A 17,922-nucleotide genomic window follows, 5' to 3' on the forward strand; every position below is an offset into this window, starting at 1 on the left:
CCCCCCCACAACTGTATCTGCAACAGCTGCCATAGCCGACCCATCACTATCCCACATATGCGCATAAGTGCGCAGTGTCTCGTTGGCATCCTTATGCCCCAGGCGTGCCGCTACGGCCACCGGAGAGAAGCCGTGGGATATCAGGACGCTCGCATGGTAATGGCGCAGCTGGTGCCACCCTGGGCCGATCTCCGGCAAGCTCTTACGGGCTTTCACCCACACCGCCTCGTATTTCCAGACCTGCACCACACCGGCATCGTGGAATAACCGTCCTTCAGGTCCGGCCGCGTTGCAGAGCTTCAGCAGGGTGTCACGAAGTATCGGCCCAAAGCTCACGCTCCGCCGCGAAGATTTCGTTTTCAACGGTCCCCGGGACAGGCCTCCGTGGCGCCGGCTCGTGTCCTGCAACGTCAACCTGATCACGCTGTTCGGAAAATCAATATCCTGCTTCGACATTCCGAAGAGCTCGCTCGGGCGCAACCCAGTGGCGGCGCCGACACGCATGGCTGTTGCGTATGGTTCCGGGACGCTCTGTATCAGCTTTTCGAGGGTTTCCTTGCTGAACTGGAAGGTCTTGCTCTCCACTGGCGGTAGGCTGATCTTCACGCAGGGAGACTCGCGGACGATCCGCTGGAACACTGCCTCTTTGAACATCTGCCGCGTATAGGTGTAGTAGAGACGTGCAGTGGATGCTGCCAGACCGTCAACCACCCAACCGTTGATGGCTGCCTGGATATCTTCACGCATAATTTCGGTCAGGTATTTCCCTTCGAACGTTGGCAGGATCCGTTTGCGGCCGGCGGAGTCGATCATGCGCAGCGAGCTGGCCCGTTGGTGTGTTTGTTGCTCGCGCCATTTTTCCCAGAAGTCCTTGAACAGCATGTCTGCTTTGAGTCCGTGGGGATTCAATGTGTGGTCGGTTGTTTTGCTGTCCAACCATGCTTGTGCTGTGTCTTTGTAGTCGAATGAGCGTTTCGTTTCTTTTCCGGTGTTGTCGGTCCATACGGCTTGCCAGCGTTTGCCAGTGCCGTATCTGCTGGTTCTGGTTCGGTCTTTGCGGTGCCATAGGTCGACTATTCTGCCGGTGGCCATGGGTGGTTCTCCTGTTTTCGGGTGCGCTTTAGTAGGCGCATGTATGCGTGGGTGTCTCTGGGTAGCACGTCGAGTTCGTGGGCCAAGGGTGTGGCCGTGTTGTAGATGCGGGTTGCCGCGGCCCATTGGGTGGGGTGGATTAGCCAGGAGGCTGAGAGTTCCTCTGCTGCGCGTTCTTGGCGTGGGTGGTGGCCCGTGTGGCCTAGGAGGGCGTGTGCGGTCTCGTGGGATAGCGTGGAGCGCCGCTGGATTGGTGCGAGGCGTGGGCGGAGGAAGATCGTGTGGGTGAGCAGGTCGTATGCTCCCCAGAGCTGGTCAGGAAGGTCAGTTTCTACGATGCGCGGGGCAAGCCGCGCAAGAACTACTTCGAACATATGTTCGAATATAGGGGCAGGGTCCGACAGTTAGAAAATCCTCGGCCATCTATTACTCGGGAAGCTGCTCCGGGTCCACGCCCGGCTCACCCTTGGATGCCGCGATCCGGTCAGCAGGGAAGAGCTGGCGCACTTCACCTATAGCCTCCGGATCGCCATTGGCTATGACGGACTGCTCCTGCCACCACAGCATGTTGTCAGCGGTTTCGCGGATGATGCGCTGGGATGCTTCCGGGAGGTTGCCGGCGCCCGGGAGGGTGAGGCTGGAAGTGTCGGTGTTGACAGGCAGGCCGAGTGACGTGGCGTAGGCGGTGACGACGTCGATGACTCGCACGCCCAGGCCTTTAGCTAGGCCGAGGATAACTGCGTTCTCTTTGGGCCAGCTCAGTACGGGGCGGTTGATCAGGCGATCCAGGTTTGCTCGGGTGGGTACACCACCGCAGGCTTTGGATAGGGATTCGAGGCTGCGATCTCCGCGCTTGTTGAGGATAAGTTCGCGAATGCCTTGGTTTGGGTTCGTGTTCATGTTTTGAATCCTCGGTCGGGTCGGGGGTGGCGTGCCATCGGACGCGTGTTCTACCTGATAACCCCTAATTCTGCCGTACTTGCCACTTGATGATAACCAAATAAACCCCGGAATCACGCGGAACCCCGCAATGTAGGTGAAAAGATTGCTACTAGAGGTTGCATTAGTGATAACCAGTAGTGCATACTATTACTACCAGCGATTGCAAGAAGTGATAACTAGAAAGGTTTGCAGATGTCCCCATTCAGAACCAAACGAAAGTGGCAGGAGGGAACCTACATGCGCTTATCATCCGCGCAGAGACTACGAACCTTCATCTACACCAGGGAAGACATGGACGCCTACCGCAATGGCTCGCCCATCGATCACCGCAAGATCACCCAGCGGTCGCTGGCCCGCCGTGCAGATGTAAGCCAGGCATTTATCAGCCAGCTCGCCTCGGGCAAGAAGACCAGCTGCAAGCCAGAAACCGCCGAGCGCATCGCGGAGGTCATCGGCGTGGACGTCACTGTCCTCTTCGACCCTGAAATTGCAACCAGCGCTTGCGCCGCTTAGCTCTGGTAGTAGCACGTAAGAAATAACGAAAGGACACGCCGTGACTGCACAGCCAATGGCCCTTGAAGACACCACATGGCGCGAAGAAGCGTTGGAGATCGTCGAAAAGCTAGCCCGCCAAGGCAAGCGGTTCACGGCCGACACCCTCCGCGCCGAAATCGGACGACCGGCACCACACCAAAACATGGTCGGCCCGATCTTCACCACTGCGCAACGCCGCGGACTAATCACCAAAGTCGCCAACGCCAACAGCCGGGTCAAATCCCGCAACGGCGGACACCAATACGAATGGATCGGAAACACCTGGAGGGATCACCTTGGCTAAGCACGAAGATGAACTGCTCACCGTGCCGGAAGCTGCCGAGCGGCTCCGTTCGCATCCGGAAACAGTCCGCCAGATGCTTCGCCGCGGCGATCTGGTCGGCATCAAATTCTCTTCCGCTAACCGGCACGGAACGTGGAAGATCCGCGAATCCAGCATCGAACGGTTCCTGCGCCGGCAGGAGTACGCAGCATGAGCCGGTGGATGGAACGCAATGGTTTGAAGCTCACCAGTTTTGGTGAGCGCGTCCTGGTCAGCTTGGCCGGTTTGGGAATCGTCACCTTGTGCGGTGCCGGATTCCTGTTTGAAGCATTCATCAACACTCAGATTGGGGCATAGGTCATGTCGCTCGTATTCAACGAAGCATCCCACCGCTACAAGCTCGATGGAAAACCGGTCAGCGGTGCCACCACCATTTTGGGTGGCGGGATCCCGAAGCCTGCTTTGGTTTGGTGGGCGCCAGGCGTGGTCGCCAAGTTCGTCACCGACCCGGACAACGCAGGGAAGGTCTCTGAACTGCTCGCCGGCGACCGGGATCAGTCCATCAAGTTCTTGCAGCTGCTTCCTAACAAGGAACGCGACAGTGCTGCCGAGCGTGGCACCGAGGTGCACGACCTCGCGGAGAAGCTCGCCACCACCGGTGAAGTCGACGCGCCAGAGGATCTGGTCGGGTTCATCGAAGGGTACTTGGACTTCCTCGACCGCTGGCAGATCACCCCCGTCCTGGTGGAAGTGGTGCTGGCGAACCGTGAGCACTGGTACTCGGGCAAGGTCGACCTCTTGGCAACGTCGCCACTGCTCATGTCCCAGGCGGATATCGATGCTGGCAAGTTGATCCAGATCGACTTGAAGACTTCCAAGGGCGTGTACATGGAAACCGCTCTGCAGACGGCCGCGTATTCCCGGGCCGAGTTCTACATGGACGGCACCAACGAAGTCCCGATGCCGGAGGTAGTCGCAACCTACGTCGCCCACGTCACCCCCATGGACCGTGACGGCATCAACGCCCGGTACGAAGGTTCACCGTTGGGCACCAGCTTGTACCCGCTGGCAACGTCGCCGGCGGAGATCGACGAGCACTTCCAGCAGTTCCTGCACGCCAAGGCAGTCCACGAGGACGCGAAAGCACGGGGCAAGCAGAAGCTCGAACCCATCAACCCACCAACCGAAATGAAGGTAGCAGCATGAGCGCCTACAAGTTCGAGTGCGAAGTCCAGCACAGCAAGCTTTCCCTCTACTACGAGGACGATGCGATCGCAGTCGATATGGGACCAACGGATAAGCACCGCGTATGGGGGAAGCTCCCCAAGCTCCACCGCCCCGACTTCGAAGCCATCATCCCCGTGGACGACGCCGAAACCCTGGTCACTGCATTGCAGGACATGATCACCGAAATCCGGGCACGCCAAACCCGCGCCGCCTAACCCACCACAAGGAGTCAAGCAATGAGCATCCAGCCGTTCAACCCCGCAGGCGAAGTCGCCACCCCGACCAACCTCCCGACCAGCACTGGCACTATTCAGCTCGCAGAGTGGGCCGCCGAGCTTGGCGCCGCACACCAGCTCGGAACCGCCCTGTGCAAGACCGCTTTCGTCCCCAAAGATTTCATGGGGAAGCCGGAAGCCGCAGCAGCTGCGATCCTCGCCGGCAAGAGCCTCGGCCTTGACCCGATGAACGCACTGTCGAACATCTTCGTTGTCCACGGCCGCCCAGCCCTGTACGCCCGAACGATGACCGCGCTGGTCATGGCTCAGGGCCACGAAGTGGTCCGCACGGAAGCCACCCCAGAATCCGTGACTGTCGCCGGCCGCCGCAAGGGGCAGGACCGCTGGCAGGAATTCACCTGGACTATCGACCGGGCCAAGACCGCCGGGTACACGTCGAACAGCAAGTACCAGTCCGATCCGATTGCCATGCTGACCGCGAAGGCGCAGGCGGAAGCTTGCCGAACCATCGCACCAGACGTTCTTGCCGGTATGCCGTACAGCGCCGAGGAAATGGAGCTGGAAGACATGGGGGAGAAGCCAGCAGCTGCCGAAGCTCCCGTGAAGACTCGCAAGCTCACCCGTAAGCCTGCCGAGAAGAAGGCGGAGGACGCGGAGCGCCCGGCGCGCCCCGCCCCAGCATCAGAACCAGAACCGGTTGCGGATGAATCCACCGGCGAGATCCAGGACGATGGCCCGGCCGCGGTACTCGAAACCGACTGGGAAGCCGAACTCGCCGAGGCCAGCAGCAGCCGTGATGCACTGCTCACCCTCTGGAACCGTGCCGTAGCTGAAGGCGCACCGCAGGAGATGGTGTCCCGCATCGTCGATGCCGGATCCAAGTTCGCCTAACCGCAACATCTAACCAAACCGCGTGGGTGCCCAGTCTTGGGGGCCGGGCACCCACCAACAACAAGTAGGAGTCAAACATCATGAAGGTCATCAGCCTAACCACCACGAACTACAAGCGTGCCAAGCACGTCGAAATCAAGCCAGACCCGGACGGCAACCTGGTCATCGTTGCTGGGAAGAACGGGCAGGGCAAGTCGAGCGTTCTGGACAGCATCGCTGCAGCCCTGGGCGGCGCCAACAGCAAGACCACACCGAAGCCGATCCGCGACGGCGAAGACCGCGCTGAAATCGTCCTTGAAACTGAGGAACTCACCGTCACCCGGGTCTTCACCCCATCCGGTTCCCGCCTGACCTTGACCAGCAAAGACGGAGCCAAGTACCCGAAGGCACAAGCGAAGCTCGACGAGCTCGTCGGCAACCTGTCCATGGATCCGCTCGCGTTCACCCTGCTCGATGACAAGAAGCAGCTGGCTCAGCTTCTCGATCTGGTAGACCTGCCATTCAATCCCGACCAGCTGGAAGCCGAACGCAAGCAGGTGTTCGACGAACGCACCGCGGTGAACCGCCGGGTGAAGGAATTCGAATCCGCACTGGCCCAGTTCGGTGAACTCCCTGCAGACCTGCCATCCGCGGAGGTTTCCGTTTCCGGATTGCTCAGCGAATACCACGAGGCACGAAATAAGAACGAAGTTCTTCAGCGGAGCCAGCAGTTCGTCGAGACCCTGCAAGCAGAGATCGAGCAATTGGAAGAACAACTGGCAAAGGCCAAGAACGATCTATCTGAAGCACTGGCAACCGTGGACCCGAACGCCAAGCCAATCGACCTCACTGCAATCCAAGTCCAGATCGACGGGGCGGAGGAAACGAACCGGCTCGTGCGCAAGGCCCAGGAACGCGGTGCACTGTCCTTCCAGCACGAAGCAGCCAAGGGCCAAGCAAACCAGCTCACCGCGAAGCTCGACCAGATCGCCAAGACCAAAGCCGACGGTCTCGCATCAGCACAGTTCCCAGTCGAGGGGCTGGGCTTCACCGAGGAAGGCGTCACCTACCAGGGCGTCCCATTCAAGCAGGCATCCAGCGCCGAGCAGATCCGCGTGTCCATGGCCATGGCCATCGCACTGAACCCGAAGCTCAAGGTCATCCGCATCCAGGACGGCTCCCTGTTGGACACCGATAGCCTCGCCCTGATCGAGGAAACCGCACAGGAGCACGGATACCAGATCTGGCTCGAAGTAGTCGGCGACGACATTGAAGACGCATACACCATCATCGACGGAGAGGTGGCCTAACCATGGCTGGCGAAACTCTAATCACTGTTATCGGCAACCTGACTGCTGACCCGGAACTGCGGTTCACGCCGTCCGGCAGCGCGGTAGCGAACTTCACCATCGCTAGTACTCCACGCACGTTTGACCGGCAGTCGAATGAATGGAAGGACGGCGAAGCGCTATTCCTCCGGGCCTCGGTCTGGAAGGAAGCGGCAGAGAACGTCGCGGAAACGCTGACCAAGGGCATGCGCGTAGTCGCCCAGGGCTTCTTGAAATCCCGCTCGTACGACGCCAAGGAAGGCGAACGCCGGACTGTCATGGAGCTGGAAATTCAGGAGATCGGCCCGTCCCTGCGCTACGCATCAGCCAAGGTCACCCGCACACAGCGGGGCAACGGTGAAGGCGCCGCCGGCCGCTCACCAAACAGCAGCTCGGGGGCCGGCTGGAACAACTCTGCAGGCGCCGGGGGATGGGGCAACCCGCCAGCCCAGGACCCACCGTTCTAAGCCCATGGCAACGCTAATCGTCTGCCCACGCTGTAAACGACCTGCATTCAACCATTCAATCCCGCATTGCAGGAAGCGTTTATGCGGGTGGCTTGTCTGCAGGAAGTGCTCTCTCACCTATGAGATCCCACCAAAGCAGTAACTCGCAGTAACACCCCGGGGTGGTCTGGCCAGCAGTCGGACCAGGCCACCCCGCACCACACCGATCTTCAGGAGAAAAAATGCCTATCGTCACCGTCTACACCACCGAGAATTGCCAGCAATGCCGCGGAACAAAGCGCGTCCTGGACAAGGCCGGGGTCGAATACGAAACCGTCCAAGCCGATGCAGCTGACAAGGTTCAGCTTGCAGATGCGATCCGCGAACGAGCAGCCGAACTCGGTGTGTCAGCGACTATGCCGTACGTGACCGTTTACGACATCCACAACACGCTGATCGCTGACTGGTTCGGCTTACAGCCCGGCAAGATCACCGACTACGCATTGGTACGAGACGCAGAGGATGCTGCGTAATGAGAACCTTCCAAGCGTTATGGCCAGTCGTGGACAGCACGATTCCATACGAAGAACTGAAGGCCGAAGCCCTCGCCGACCTGCCCAAGGTCGCACGCCGTCACGGAGTCATCACCATCGGCGAACCGAAAGTATTCGTCCGCCTAGGAAATGAGATCCCTGGCGCTGGCCCTGCAGCGCTCGTGGTCGTCGTTGAGTCGCCCGTAGCCCAAGTCCCGCCAACCCGGGTCGTAGACCACAAGTATTCGAGAGCTTGCGACCGGTGTGGCGTGGAGAACGCCGTCACTTGGGGAGTTGACGAGTACTTCTGCAAGGACTGCAAACGGTTCGTCATGGCTGACGGCTGGTTGGCGGTTGCGTCATGAGAACAGAATCTCCCTCGCCTCGTCGCGCCATGGGTTCGCACCATTCCGCACGAGCGGATACAACCACCTGGCTAACCCCACCACACATCACTGAGAGCCTTGGGCAGTTTGACCTCGATCCGTGCGCTGCACCCAATTGGCCTACAGCGAAACGCCACATCATCCTCCCTGAAGATGGGCTCAAGGCGGAGTGGCATGGGCGCGTGTGGCTCAACCCTCCCTATGGGAAGGCGGCATGGACGTGGCTCGACAAGCTCGCCGTGCACGGCAGGGGAACCGCGCTGGTATTCGCCCGCAATGAGACCGCTGGATTCGTAAAGCAGGTCTGGGGCAAGGCAACGGCGGTCAAGTTCCTGCACGGTCGCTTGCACTTCCACTACCCGGATGGAACTCGCGCCCCGGCGAACAGCGGAGCCCCGAGCGTCCTCGTTGCCTACGGACTCGCGGACGCCCACGCACTCGAAGCATCAGACCTACCCGGAACATTCCTAAGGATTGGAACCTCATCATGACCTTCTGCAAGAAGTCATGCTGCTGGACTCCGTTCCAGGTGTGCGCGACCAAGAAAGAATGCGGTTGCCATACCAGTGAGCGGCCGATCTATGAGCGGCTCACATTCGAAGAAATCACTCGGGCCAACGCGGTCCTTCAGCTCAAGGGGAAACGAAAGTGCTAACCATTACTGACATGTTCTGCGGTGCCGGCGGATCATCCACCGGGCTGCTAGAGATCCCCGGCGTGACCGTGAAAACGGCGATGAACCACTGGGAACGCGCCGTAGAGACCCACAGCCTGAATCACCCGTCGACTGACCACGTGCTCGCGGATATCCAGGTGACTGACCCGCGCTACGTCGCATCGTCGGATATCCTATGGGCTTCACCGGAGTGCACCAATCACTCGGTGGCCAAGGGCAGGAAGCGGATCGCCAACCAGCCGGATCTATTCGGGGAATCCATCGCTGACGAAGCAGCTGAGAAATCTCGGGCAACCATGTGGGACGTGCCCCGGTTCGCCGAACAGCACAAGTACAAGCTGATCATCACCGAGAACGTCGTGGACGCGGCAAAGTGGGTAATGTTCGATGCCTGGCTGATGGCCATGAGCTCCCTCGGCTACAACCACCACATCGTGTACATGAACTCGATGCACGCCCAGCTTGGCGGCCTGCCAGCACCCCAGTCACGCGACCGCATGTACGTGATGTTCTGGCTCAAGGGCAACCCACGCCCGGACTTCGACAAACTACGCCCCATGGCGTACTGCCCAACCTGCGATGAAACAGTGCGGGCAATGCAGATCTTCAAGAAGCCCAACGAGCGCTGGGGTCGCTACCGGGCCCAGTACAACTACCGCTGCCCGAACTCGACCTGCCGTAACCAGATCATCGAACCTGGCTGGCTGCCGGCAGCGCACGCAATCGACTGGTCGATTCGTGGGCAGAAGATCGGCGACCGTGCACGACCGCTGGCCGATAAGACCATGGCACGCATCCGGGCAGGGCTGGAAAAGTTCGGCAATCAGCGCCTGTCGATCGATGCGGTCCGCGGTGCACCGATCCTCTCGGCTGTCGATCATGAGCCGTTCGCAACTCAGACCACGAGCTACACACGGGGTCTGTTGTCGCCGTTGATCGTGAACAACCTCAGCGGGTCAGATTCGACGCGGACGGACACCGTTGACGGTACGCTCCGGACGCTAGTTGCCGGCGGGCTGCACGAATCGTTACTGATCCCGGTCGAAGGCCGAGATGGGAAGTACGCGCAGCGAGTCCATGAGGCCATGCGCACGCAAACCACCCGCAACGAAACTGGGCTGTTGACCACGCCTGGGCATCACATGCTGATGGAGTACTACGGCAACGGCGTGACCCACCCGGTATCGCGGGCGATCCCGACGATTCCGACCGTGGACCGGTTCGCCATGGTCACCACCATGCGCGGCACTGCGGAGAACCAACTGTCGAACAGCTCCCGGCCAGCCAGCGACCCGCTAGGAACACTCACCGCCGGAGGAAACCACCACGGGCTAACTGAATGGACTACGGAGGATATCAACCAGTGCGAGTTCCGCATGTTGGAGCCACACGAAATCATGGCCGGCATGGCGTTCCCCAAGACCTACCAGATGACCGGGAACAAGCGTGAGCAGGTCAAGCAGTCCGGCAACAGTGTCACCCCGCCGGCAGCCCGCGACCTGGGCACCATCGCAGTAGAAAGCCTGATCGCGGCATGACCGCGCAACCGCATCCCCACCGTTCGCCAAGACCTCAATGCCCGGACCCGTGCTGCACGAAAGTCTGGGCGCCCGACAAGCGCACAGCCAAGCAGCTACGTGCTGAAATCATCGCCGAGAAAGACGGGGCCGCCGAACGTGTGCGCTACTACGAACACGCCGGCGGCTGGCACTGGACACGGCAACTCGATAAGCCGCAACGGCAGTATTTTTAGCGTGAAACATGATGCAAGTGCTGATAGCAATTCTTGTTATTAGCGCTTGCTATGATGGAAATCCAATAGATAGTTAGGAGCAGTAGAGGCCATGAGTGCAGTCTACGAATACCGGCCAGGACCAACCCACGTCCGCGAACGCCGAAGCCACAAAGACCACGCCGACCACATGCGCAAGAACCCCGGAGTGTGGGTCAAGGTCACCGACAAAACCACCCTCGCCGCCGCATACAACATGACATGGCAAATCAAAAACGGGGGACTCGCATCATTCCGCCCCGCCGGCGCATACGACGCATACAGCAACGGCACCGAAGTCATCGCACGCTACACCGGAGGAGTGGAACAGTGACCGACCAGCTATTCGAGACTGCGACCAAATACACCGAGCGCGACATGCTTGACCTGCTGCTCAACCGATACAACACCGAGCGACGGGGAACCATCGCGGACCGATATGTGCGCGCCGAACACGTCCGTTCCTCCCAGAACTTCTATGGCATAAGCATTGCCGACTTCATCGCAATCGATAAGTATGGCGCGAGCCAAGCTCTGATCGGCCACGAAGTCAAAGTATCCCGCTCAGACTGGCTCACCGAACTGCGCGACCTCAGTAAAGCTGAACGGATCAAACGGTTCTGTACCTACTGGTATCTCGTAGTTTCTGACGCATCCATCGTCAGAGCCGAGGAGCTGCCCGAAGGTTGGGGGCTCATGGTCAAAGCAGGAAATCGACTGCGCATCAAGCGCCGCGCCCCGAAGCTAACCCCTGAAGCCATGACGCTTGACTTCGTCGCAGGGCTCGCGGCCGCAGCGCAACGCACGGCCTACCGAGAACCATTGCACCGACCTGCAAGGACGGTCCACCTCTGGCGCGAGAAGCAGCAGGACGTCATTAGCGTCTGCCAATCCTGCGGACAACCCGCACCCTGCCGACTACACCAACGGAAGGACTAGCCGTGGCCTGGTTCAACGCAGACGACAAGATGCACTCGCACCCGAAAATGCGTGTCGCAGGGCTCGAAGCAATGGGCCTGTGGCTCGTGTCCGGCACCTACTGCACCGACTACCTCACGGACGGCGCCGTGCCCACCTGGTTCATCGAGTCCTGGCCTCGCGGGAAAGCTCTCGCGAAACGCCTTGTCGAGGTACGGCTCTGGGAAGAAAACCCAGATGGATACCAGTTTCTCTCATGGGGCGAATACCAGCGAACCAAGGAGAAAGTTCTCAAAGACAAGGCGGATGCAGCTGCACGCAAAGAGAAGCACAGGCTCAAGAAGGAGCAGGAGGAACGCGGTAAAGGTGGGGGAGAAGCCCCGTTCTAGCAATGTTCGGAACGGTGTTTAGAACGCGTTCCGAACACGTTCCAAACGCAGACAAGAACACGCTCGGAACAATGCCCAAGACCAAGACCAAGACCAAGAGTTAAGTGGTCACCTCGAACTCTCATCTTTCTTTTTGAAAATTCAATCAAGAAAGCAGCATTCGTTCAGAAACTTAACGCACGCGAACACAACGATGCTGATGCAAAATCCACCAAGGAGAAACCATGATCCTCACCCAATCCCAAGGCGAACGCCTCACCCGCATGATCGCCGCCATGCGACCAGACTTCGACAGCAACGGCATCGCACGCATCCTCCAAAAAGCCAACCAAGGCCAAGGCCTACCAGCCCACGACATGGACCACGCAATCCGAGCCGCCGCGCACTACACCACCCAGCACGCCCCAGACGGCGCCTACGCCAAGCACACCCCAGCCATGTACCCCGCCACCGGCCAACACTGGGACCAAACCGCGCCCACCGGATCCAGGCACAAAAAACACCCGGAACCGCCCTGCGAAGAACATCCTGACTTCGACGCACGAACCTGCGCCTGCTGCTGGGCCGACATCAAACTCGGGGAACGACCAGAAAACATGCTCGGCAAACGGATCCACGCAGAAGGGAAACCCAACGCGTTCGGAGCCCAAGCCGTCAAGCAAGCGCTACGGACACTCAAAAGCCCCGAGAGCGATGTCGAAGCATCCGAAACAACCCGGGGCGTAGCCCCATTCTAAATCTCTTTGCGCCAACCATTGCTATCAGCAAGCGCTAAACGCAGCACCAGCAGGCGCAGAACGTGCGCTAAAACGAACGAACACCCCTCCGGCGGGTGTTTCCCCATCCGCAGTCCTGAAAGGCTCTCAAAATGGATTCTGTACCCTCCGGCGAACTCCGGCTAGAACTTCCGAAGCTTGCGAACTGGATCAACGCCAACGACAAGCGCCATTGGGCGCCCCAGGCGAAGCTCGTGAAGGCTTGGCGCAACGGAGCGCACATCATGGCCCGACACCAGAAGCTTCCGAAAGGGCTGCAGCGGGTGCAGGTTGACGCGTACGTGTGGAAGAAAACGATGGTGCGGTACGACCCGCACAACCTCATGCCGACGTTGAAGCCTGTGATTGATGGGCTGGTCACGGACTATGGGCTTATCCCTGACGATTCCAGCGAGTACCTGGCCGGCCCATTCATCCACCACGGCGGCTATGGCACCGAAAAGCTCGTGCTGGTGATTCAACCGGTGGACGCATAATTTGCTGGTTGTGATTGCAACCAATGATTGCTAAGGTTGCAACTGTCGATAAGTAAACAAGCTCCCGCTGGTAGCAAACAAGGCGGGGGAGGGGGAACCATCATGTACAAGAAATCTTTGGTAGCCGTCACGGCCGCCATCGTCACGCTGACCGGTTGCGCGCCGGCTGAGCGGGTAGCGGACAGCGTGCCTGTCACCGACGAGGTGAAGGCTGACCTGTTCGGCACCAGCCCCGGGTTCGAACAAGACTTACGCGGCTGTCTGGAAGCGCACCCGATCCCTGCGGATCACGCACCAGACCACCCTGCAGCGGCACCACTCGCTGAGTGCGTGGCCGACGTGTACGCAGCCCACGGCGGTGCGAAATGAGTAACCTACCCGGCAACCCTAATGAGGAAGACGCGATGATGTACAGCTGCGAAGCGTCAGAGATTCAAGCGCACGAAGATCATGAGCGCCTAATCCTCGCGCAGCAGGCCACGACGCACGCCACCCTAGCCCTCGCCTACGAGCAGCGCTTGGCTACCTTGGCAACGCTGTTCAACCTCCCCGATGACAGCGCGATTCCCGGCGTGGACTACGCCGAAGCCGCCCGACAGCTATCTGAAGGACTGGGAATGAGGGCCGAGAAGTGAGGTACATGGGCGGCAAAGGCCGAATCGCGAAGAAAATCGCAGAATCTATCTCCAACCACATCCCTCATCACAGCGGAACCTACTGGGAACCGTTCATCGGCGGAGGAGCAATCGCCGCGAAACTCGGAAACCAATTCGACACCGCAAACTACAGCGACATTCACCCAGATCTCATGCTCATGTGGCAAGCACTCCACGATGGCTGGGAGCCGCCGTCGGTCGTAAGCTACGACGAATATCAGGAGCTCCGATACGCCGAGCAGCCAAGCGCACTGAGAGGCTTCGTTGGCTTCGGGGGATCATTTGGCGGCCGGTTCTTCGAGGGGTATGCGCGAGGCGGGCACAACGCCAACGGAACACCACGAAACCACCAAGCCGAATCAGCCAGAGCCCTGCTGCGAGACGCACCAAAAATGCGAGCCAAAGTAGAAACAAACTACCGGCAAGCTGACGCAATCACGATCAATCCGCAGGTCGGGGATGTCGTGTATTGCGACCCGCCATATGAGGGCACTAAGAACTACTCACGGACCGACCGCATCGACCACGCAGAGTTTTGGGAGGTTGCCGGGGGATGGGCTGCGCGTGGCGCTCATGTATTCGTCAGCGAGTACAAGGCGCCGGATGGCTGGAAGTGCATCTGGGAACAGCCGTTGCGTTCATCCGTCCGTGTCGGGTCAGAAGATCGCCACATCGCCACCGAGCGACTATTCACGATTGGAGCACGATAATGCCTAACCAGCCCCCGCTAAACCCGGACGCGCTCGCCAACCTGAGACTGCTGGCAGACCGAGCGACCGAGGAACTACGCCACGCAGTCATTGAACCGGACATTCTGCATAAGCTACTCGACCTCGCCGTCGCCCAGCCGGCAGTAACCGGTGAGCAGGTCAACCTTGCAGGCTGGACTTGTGACGGTATCCATGAGCCGGGTAGTTACGCCACCTGTGAGGACTGCCGGGGAGCTTGTGACGACCTGGCAAACTTCTACAACAACATGATGCAGCAGCCGAAAGCGGACGGTCCGTGGACGGGGCGCCCGGCGGTGAAGCCATGACCATTCAAGAAATCCTCGAAGCGCACACGGTCAAGCGTCCGTGGAGCGAAGCCAGCCGTATGCGCTGCAAGTGTGGCGAGGTCGTGATGGCTGAGACGGAAGGTCAGCTGTACGCCCTGCACCGCGCTCATGTTGCCGAGGTGCTGGACAAGCACATGCAAGAACGAGAAGCCAAGCTGCGTGATCTTATCCGTGACCTACTGGACATGGATGACTGCTGGTTCGACCACCATGGCGGATGCCAAGCCCACGGCTACCTGTCCCTGAAGCCCGGCGAGCTATGCCCACACGCAGAAGGCAAGCAACTACTCGGAATGGAGGAACCCGCCAATGGTCGTTAGAGTCACTGCGGAGAACCTGGGCAAAGCGATCAAACGGTACAAGGGCGACCCCGCATACGCGCCAGGACAAGAACGCGACGGGAAGCTGATCTGCGGGGCGAAGAAGCGCGGCAAAGACGAAGCCTGCGGATCCTCCCCAGTCCCGGGCGGTGTCCGGTGCGGCCGGCACGGTGGTAATAGCCCGAAAGCGAAGGCAGCTGCCGAAGAGAGGATCGCGGAACAAGAATTGAACCAAGCCATCGGCACCCTCGGCATCCAAGAAAAATATCCTGACGTAGACCCAGCCCAAGCCCTCCTGCAAGAGATCCGGATCAGCCACGCGCACGTCCAATGGCTCCGAACCAAAGTCGCTGAAGTCGAACCTAACGAGCTTGTATGGGGGATAACAAAGACTGAGACTGGTATCGGGGCGCAAGGCCCCGTGGATATGACCGTCCAAGAAGCCGGATTCTCAACTTGGTACACCCTCTACACGAAAGAGCGCGAACACTTCGCCAAGCTCACCACCATGGCACTCAAAGCAGGTATTGAGCAGCGGCGCATCGAACTGGAAGAGCAGAAAGCCGAACTCGTCGTGGTCGCGTTGAAGCAGATCTTCGCACAGCTAAACCTGTCCAAGCTACAAGCCGACATGCTCCCAACCATCGTCCCCAACGCCCTACGCCAACTCACCGGAGGAACGCCATGAAGCGCATCTACTACCTGCCCGACACCCCGCTCAGCACCAATCCGCCAACCCTGGACGAGTTGGGTAACGCCGTCGACCTCACTGACTACGTGACCGATAGCGGCCTGAGATACGAAGCCGGCATACGGCGTGCAGCGGAACAAATGGCCACGGCCATGGGTATCAGGCCAGACGTCGCCGGCGGCTCCCTGCGTGACCTTCTTCAAGCACTCGACGCGCACGTCTTCGAGAAGCCCCGGCCTCCGCAACGCCACATGAACACCAACATGAGATACCCCACCAGCGCACCAGCGTGGGCCAGTAAGAGGAAGTGACCCCATGACCACCACCCGCGAAGCCCGCCACCTATCTGGCGCAGACCTCGGCAAAAACATCGAATTCAAGAAAGGCGACGCCACTCTTAACGGCATCCTCGCCGAAGTGCACCCACAAGCGCAGCTGATAGACGACACCTGCATTGCTGACGCGGTGGCAGGCCGAACCACCTACACCCTGGGCCAACGATTCGTCGGCATCATCATGCTCATAGACGGCGAACCAACCGGCACCAGCCTAACCATGAGCCACCCCGTCACCATCACCGGAACCAACACCCCACCAGGCTTGAACCTCCACCGACCAGTAGCCGACCAGGAAGGATAGGATTAGTGCATGAATCTTGCTGACAAATTCTCCTGTGACATGCCGGATTTCGGCAGTACTATTCTTAACTGCGAGTTACCCAGTGCGGGCTTGCTGGAATGGATTACAGGTATAGGAACGCTGCTTTCGGCTGTCGCGGCAATTGGACTTGCTTGGTTTACTGTCGTTCAGAGTAATAAAGCTGTCGCCCGTGAAGATGAGGATAGTCGTCGGACTACGCTGGAAAAGGAAGCGGAGCTGCTAATCGCCTCAGCTCCAAAACCCCTGGAAAGCCTTTCCGATATTAATGATATTGGATCGGCTGCAGTCGCCTGGAGGAATAGCTCCGAGCGTTATAACCGCGCTGCCCAGACTTTTGGTGACGAAGGTGTGCTACTTGGTAATTTGGTTCTTCGGCTCATAACTGAGACGTCGCAACATCTCGCAAATAAGAGGGTGTTAGTGGGAGGAATTGAGAACGCTGCGGTCCAGAACGCCATAGTTCACAAGTTGACTGATGATGAGCAATTGAGCGAGAACCTGTATCTTTCCTTGCTGCTCGAAACTACTAAAGAAGATGTCGAAACGGCCGTTCTGGCATTTGCTCGATCTGCAGATTCAGAAGAACAGACGAAGGCCCGTGAAGTCCTTCAGGCAAGAGCAAAGATCATTCGCAAGGCGAATAAGGATAGGTCCAATAGGGGTAGGCAATGAGCTGTTTAGTTTGTGAGTACACCACCACACAGGGCCTGTACCTGTGCAATCATTGCGACACGCGTTTCCGTGGCATCTTGGATCGTGTGCCGGCGACGTTGCGGACCGCGCAGGCGACGTTGGCGAATCAGGGTGTGCAGCCCCGTGTCGGCTCCGCGGGAACCAGCGCCCCGGGTGCGCCGTTGAACCTGGATATGGCTGAACGCTTGGGCGAGTATGAGCGCCGGCTTGCCGAGCTGGCGCACTGGGTGAATGGCAGGGAAGAGCCGAACCGCTTGCGGATCTTCACAACCACGTTCCACGCCGCGGAGTACCTCCGCGCCATGGCCCACAACCTGCGCAAACGCGAGTTCGTCGCCGACATCTACCAAGAGCTACGCGACCTTGAACGACGCGTCATCTCAGCAGCTGACAGGCCTATCCAGAAGCGTCCACTAGGGGAGTGCGGGGCACTCAACCTCAACGCTGAGGGAACCGTCACCAAATGCCTGGGTGTAGTCGAAGGCCACGAAACAGCCACCGCCGGGCGCTGCAAAGAATGCCACCGAGAACACGACCTCACCGACCGCATCACCGAACGATTCGCCCAAGCCTGGCACGTCCGCGGCCCACTCCTGCAAATCGTGAAAGCCCTCAACGCCGCCGGCTACACACTGAAATACGGCACAGCGAAACTCTGGGTGCACCGCGGCAAACTCGCACCGAAATGTGACCTAGCAACACGCCAGGAGGGGCACACCCCAGCCGAGGTGCTCGCTGTCTTGCAAGCAGGTGCAATTGACAAGCGCAATAGTAGCAAGCAGAAGTTGCAAATCTCATGAACTGTAACTAGGGTAAGACCCAAGATCGAAGAACTGTGACCAGTGAAGATCTGCGCAGCAGGCGGAACCACTTATCGACAGTAAGAACGCCGAGAGCAGAGCCACGCAACCCCATGGCGTGAGCAGTCTGCCATGACCGGCACCACCCGCACGCACAACCAA

Annotated in this window: 32 protein-coding genes; 29 read left to right on the plus strand and 3 right to left on the minus strand. The window is 59.4% G+C overall.

Annotated features, from left to right (window positions below; translation table 11 throughout):
• The 3 genes from ACNPN0_RS04560 to ACNPN0_RS04570 all read right to left on the minus strand — a co-directional run.
• On the minus strand, positions 1-1,092 hold a 1,092-nt coding region (locus ACNPN0_RS04560; protein ID WP_448938783.1), incomplete at its 3' end, for a tyrosine-type recombinase/integrase.
• Positions 1,074-1,466 carry an ImmA/IrrE family metallo-endopeptidase gene (locus ACNPN0_RS04565; RefSeq protein ID WP_448938782.1) on the minus strand — a complete coding sequence of 131 codons (393 nt, stop codon included), beginning with the start codon at positions 1,464-1,466 and terminating at the stop codon, positions 1,074-1,076. The genes ACNPN0_RS04560 and ACNPN0_RS04565, both read right to left, overlap by 19 nt.
• 52 nt (positions 1,467-1,518) lie before the next feature.
• Complete coding sequence (locus ACNPN0_RS04570; RefSeq protein ID WP_448938781.1) at positions 1,519-1,992, minus strand: hypothetical protein; 474 nt, start codon at positions 1,990-1,992, stop codon at positions 1,519-1,521.
• Positions 1,993-2,271: 279 nt separating this feature from the next.
• On the opposite strand from ACNPN0_RS04570, the gene ACNPN0_RS04575 reads away from it, so the two are divergent.
• The 29 genes from ACNPN0_RS04575 to ACNPN0_RS04715 all read left to right on the plus strand — a co-directional run bounded on the left by ACNPN0_RS04575 (position 2,272) and on the right by ACNPN0_RS04715 (position 17,760).
• Entirely contained in the window at positions 2,272-2,547 is a 276-nt protein-coding gene (locus ACNPN0_RS04575) for a helix-turn-helix domain-containing protein (protein WP_448938780.1), read from the plus strand.
• Positions 2,548-2,587: 40 nt separating this feature from the next.
• Entirely contained in the window at positions 2,588-2,872 is a 285-nt protein-coding gene (locus ACNPN0_RS04580) for a hypothetical protein (RefSeq protein ID WP_440102467.1), read from the plus strand.
• Entirely contained in the window at positions 2,865-3,065 is a 201-nt protein-coding gene (locus ACNPN0_RS04585; protein WP_448938779.1) for a helix-turn-helix domain-containing protein, read from the plus strand. The genes ACNPN0_RS04580 and ACNPN0_RS04585 overlap by 8 nt, the downstream gene beginning before the upstream one ends.
• Positions 3,062-3,208, plus strand: coding sequence for a hypothetical protein (locus ACNPN0_RS04590; RefSeq protein ID WP_448938778.1), 147 nt, complete (start codon positions 3,062-3,064; stop codon positions 3,206-3,208). Before ACNPN0_RS04585 ends, ACNPN0_RS04590 begins: the two co-directional genes overlap by 4 nt.
• 3 nt (positions 3,209-3,211) lie before the next feature.
• Positions 3,212-4,057 (plus strand): hypothetical protein, encoded by an 846-nt coding sequence (locus ACNPN0_RS04595; RefSeq protein WP_448938777.1) that lies wholly within the window; start codon positions 3,212-3,214, stop codon positions 4,055-4,057.
• A complete protein-coding gene (locus ACNPN0_RS04600; protein WP_448938776.1) occupies positions 4,054-4,293 on the plus strand; it encodes a hypothetical protein in 240 nt (79 codons plus the stop codon). Before ACNPN0_RS04595 ends, ACNPN0_RS04600 begins: the two co-directional genes overlap by 4 nt.
• Before the next feature lie 21 nt (positions 4,294-4,314).
• The gene (locus tag ACNPN0_RS04605) at positions 4,315-5,205 is read left to right on the plus strand and encodes a hypothetical protein (protein WP_448938775.1); all 891 of its coding nucleotides are present in this window, start codon (positions 4,315-4,317) and stop codon (positions 5,203-5,205) included.
• Between the two features lie 80 nt (positions 5,206-5,285).
• Positions 5,286-6,494 (plus strand): AAA family ATPase, encoded by a 1,209-nt coding sequence (locus tag ACNPN0_RS04610; protein WP_448938774.1) that lies wholly within the window; start codon positions 5,286-5,288, stop codon positions 6,492-6,494.
• A 2-nt stretch (positions 6,495-6,496) separates the two neighbouring features.
• The gene (locus ACNPN0_RS04615; protein ID WP_448938773.1) at positions 6,497-6,979 is read left to right on the plus strand and encodes a single-stranded DNA-binding protein; all 483 of its coding nucleotides are present in this window, start codon (positions 6,497-6,499) and stop codon (positions 6,977-6,979) included.
• Between the two features lie 221 nt (positions 6,980-7,200).
• Complete coding sequence (locus tag ACNPN0_RS04620; protein WP_448938772.1) at positions 7,201-7,491, plus strand: glutaredoxin family protein; 291 nt, start codon at positions 7,201-7,203, stop codon at positions 7,489-7,491.
• Positions 7,491-7,856, plus strand: a complete 366-nt coding sequence (locus tag ACNPN0_RS04625) for a hypothetical protein (protein ID WP_448938771.1) — start codon at positions 7,491-7,493, stop codon at positions 7,854-7,856. The genes ACNPN0_RS04620 and ACNPN0_RS04625 overlap by 1 nt, the downstream gene beginning before the upstream one ends.
• Positions 7,857-7,885: 29 nt before the next feature.
• Complete coding sequence (locus ACNPN0_RS04630) at positions 7,886-8,368, plus strand: DNA N-6-adenine-methyltransferase (protein WP_448938848.1); 483 nt, start codon at positions 7,886-7,888, stop codon at positions 8,366-8,368.
• Between the two features lie 157 nt (positions 8,369-8,525).
• On the plus strand, positions 8,526-10,091 hold the full coding sequence (locus tag ACNPN0_RS04635) for a DNA cytosine methyltransferase (RefSeq protein ID WP_448938769.1): 1,566 nt from the start codon (positions 8,526-8,528) through the stop codon (positions 10,089-10,091).
• The gene (locus tag ACNPN0_RS04640) at positions 10,088-10,306 is read left to right on the plus strand and encodes a hypothetical protein (protein ID WP_448938768.1); all 219 of its coding nucleotides are present in this window, start codon (positions 10,088-10,090) and stop codon (positions 10,304-10,306) included. The genes ACNPN0_RS04635 and ACNPN0_RS04640 overlap by 4 nt, the downstream gene beginning before the upstream one ends.
• 91 nt (positions 10,307-10,397) lie before the next feature.
• Positions 10,398-10,658 (plus strand): hypothetical protein, encoded by a 261-nt coding sequence (locus ACNPN0_RS04645; protein ID WP_448938767.1) that lies wholly within the window; start codon positions 10,398-10,400, stop codon positions 10,656-10,658.
• Entirely contained in the window at positions 10,655-11,263 is a 609-nt protein-coding gene (locus ACNPN0_RS04650) for a hypothetical protein (RefSeq protein WP_448938766.1), read from the plus strand. The genes ACNPN0_RS04645 and ACNPN0_RS04650 overlap by 4 nt, the downstream gene beginning before the upstream one ends.
• A 2-nt stretch (positions 11,264-11,265) precedes the next feature.
• Positions 11,266-11,631: a hypothetical protein gene (locus tag ACNPN0_RS04655; protein ID WP_448938765.1), complete on the plus strand. Its 366-nt coding sequence runs from the start codon at positions 11,266-11,268 to the stop codon at positions 11,629-11,631.
• A 224-nt stretch (positions 11,632-11,855) separates the two neighbouring features.
• Entirely contained in the window at positions 11,856-12,368 is a 513-nt protein-coding gene (locus tag ACNPN0_RS04660) for a hypothetical protein (RefSeq protein WP_448938764.1), read from the plus strand.
• Positions 12,369-12,499: 131 nt separating this feature from the next.
• Positions 12,500-12,883 carry a hypothetical protein gene (locus ACNPN0_RS04665; protein ID WP_448938763.1) on the plus strand — a complete coding sequence of 128 codons (384 nt, stop codon included), beginning with the start codon at positions 12,500-12,502 and terminating at the stop codon, positions 12,881-12,883.
• Between the two features lie 102 nt (positions 12,884-12,985).
• Positions 12,986-13,252 carry a hypothetical protein gene (locus ACNPN0_RS04670; RefSeq protein ID WP_448938762.1) on the plus strand — a complete coding sequence of 89 codons (267 nt, stop codon included), beginning with the start codon at positions 12,986-12,988 and terminating at the stop codon, positions 13,250-13,252.
• Complete coding sequence (locus ACNPN0_RS04675) at positions 13,249-13,518, plus strand: hypothetical protein (protein WP_448938761.1); 270 nt, start codon at positions 13,249-13,251, stop codon at positions 13,516-13,518. The genes ACNPN0_RS04670 and ACNPN0_RS04675 overlap by 4 nt, the downstream gene beginning before the upstream one ends.
• A gap of 5 nt (positions 13,519-13,523) precedes the next feature.
• On the plus strand, positions 13,524-14,249 hold the full coding sequence (locus tag ACNPN0_RS04680; RefSeq protein ID WP_448938760.1) for a DNA adenine methylase: 726 nt from the start codon (positions 13,524-13,526) through the stop codon (positions 14,247-14,249).
• Positions 14,249-14,575, plus strand: coding sequence for a hypothetical protein (locus ACNPN0_RS04685; protein WP_448938759.1), 327 nt, complete (start codon positions 14,249-14,251; stop codon positions 14,573-14,575). Before ACNPN0_RS04680 ends, ACNPN0_RS04685 begins: the two co-directional genes overlap by 1 nt.
• On the plus strand, positions 14,572-14,916 hold the full coding sequence (locus tag ACNPN0_RS04690; RefSeq protein WP_448938758.1) for a hypothetical protein: 345 nt from the start codon (positions 14,572-14,574) through the stop codon (positions 14,914-14,916). Before ACNPN0_RS04685 ends, ACNPN0_RS04690 begins: the two co-directional genes overlap by 4 nt.
• Positions 14,906-15,604 carry a hypothetical protein gene (locus ACNPN0_RS04695; RefSeq protein ID WP_448938757.1) on the plus strand — a complete coding sequence of 233 codons (699 nt, stop codon included), beginning with the start codon at positions 14,906-14,908 and terminating at the stop codon, positions 15,602-15,604. Before ACNPN0_RS04690 ends, ACNPN0_RS04695 begins: the two co-directional genes overlap by 11 nt.
• Positions 15,601-15,918 (plus strand): hypothetical protein, encoded by a 318-nt coding sequence (locus tag ACNPN0_RS04700; protein WP_448938756.1) that lies wholly within the window; start codon positions 15,601-15,603, stop codon positions 15,916-15,918. Before ACNPN0_RS04695 ends, ACNPN0_RS04700 begins: the two co-directional genes overlap by 4 nt.
• A 4-nt stretch (positions 15,919-15,922) precedes the next feature.
• Positions 15,923-16,246 carry a hypothetical protein gene (locus ACNPN0_RS04705; protein WP_448938755.1) on the plus strand — a complete coding sequence of 108 codons (324 nt, stop codon included), beginning with the start codon at positions 15,923-15,925 and terminating at the stop codon, positions 16,244-16,246.
• A gap of 9 nt (positions 16,247-16,255) precedes the next feature.
• Positions 16,256-16,939, plus strand: a complete 684-nt coding sequence (locus tag ACNPN0_RS04710) for a hypothetical protein (RefSeq protein WP_448938754.1) — start codon at positions 16,256-16,258, stop codon at positions 16,937-16,939.
• Entirely contained in the window at positions 16,936-17,760 is an 825-nt protein-coding gene (locus ACNPN0_RS04715) for a hypothetical protein (RefSeq protein WP_448938753.1), read from the plus strand. Before ACNPN0_RS04710 ends, ACNPN0_RS04715 begins: the two co-directional genes overlap by 4 nt.
• The last annotated feature ends 162 nt before the right edge of the window (positions 17,761-17,922 follow it).

This window comes from Glutamicibacter sp. AGC84 (assembly GCF_053543575.1).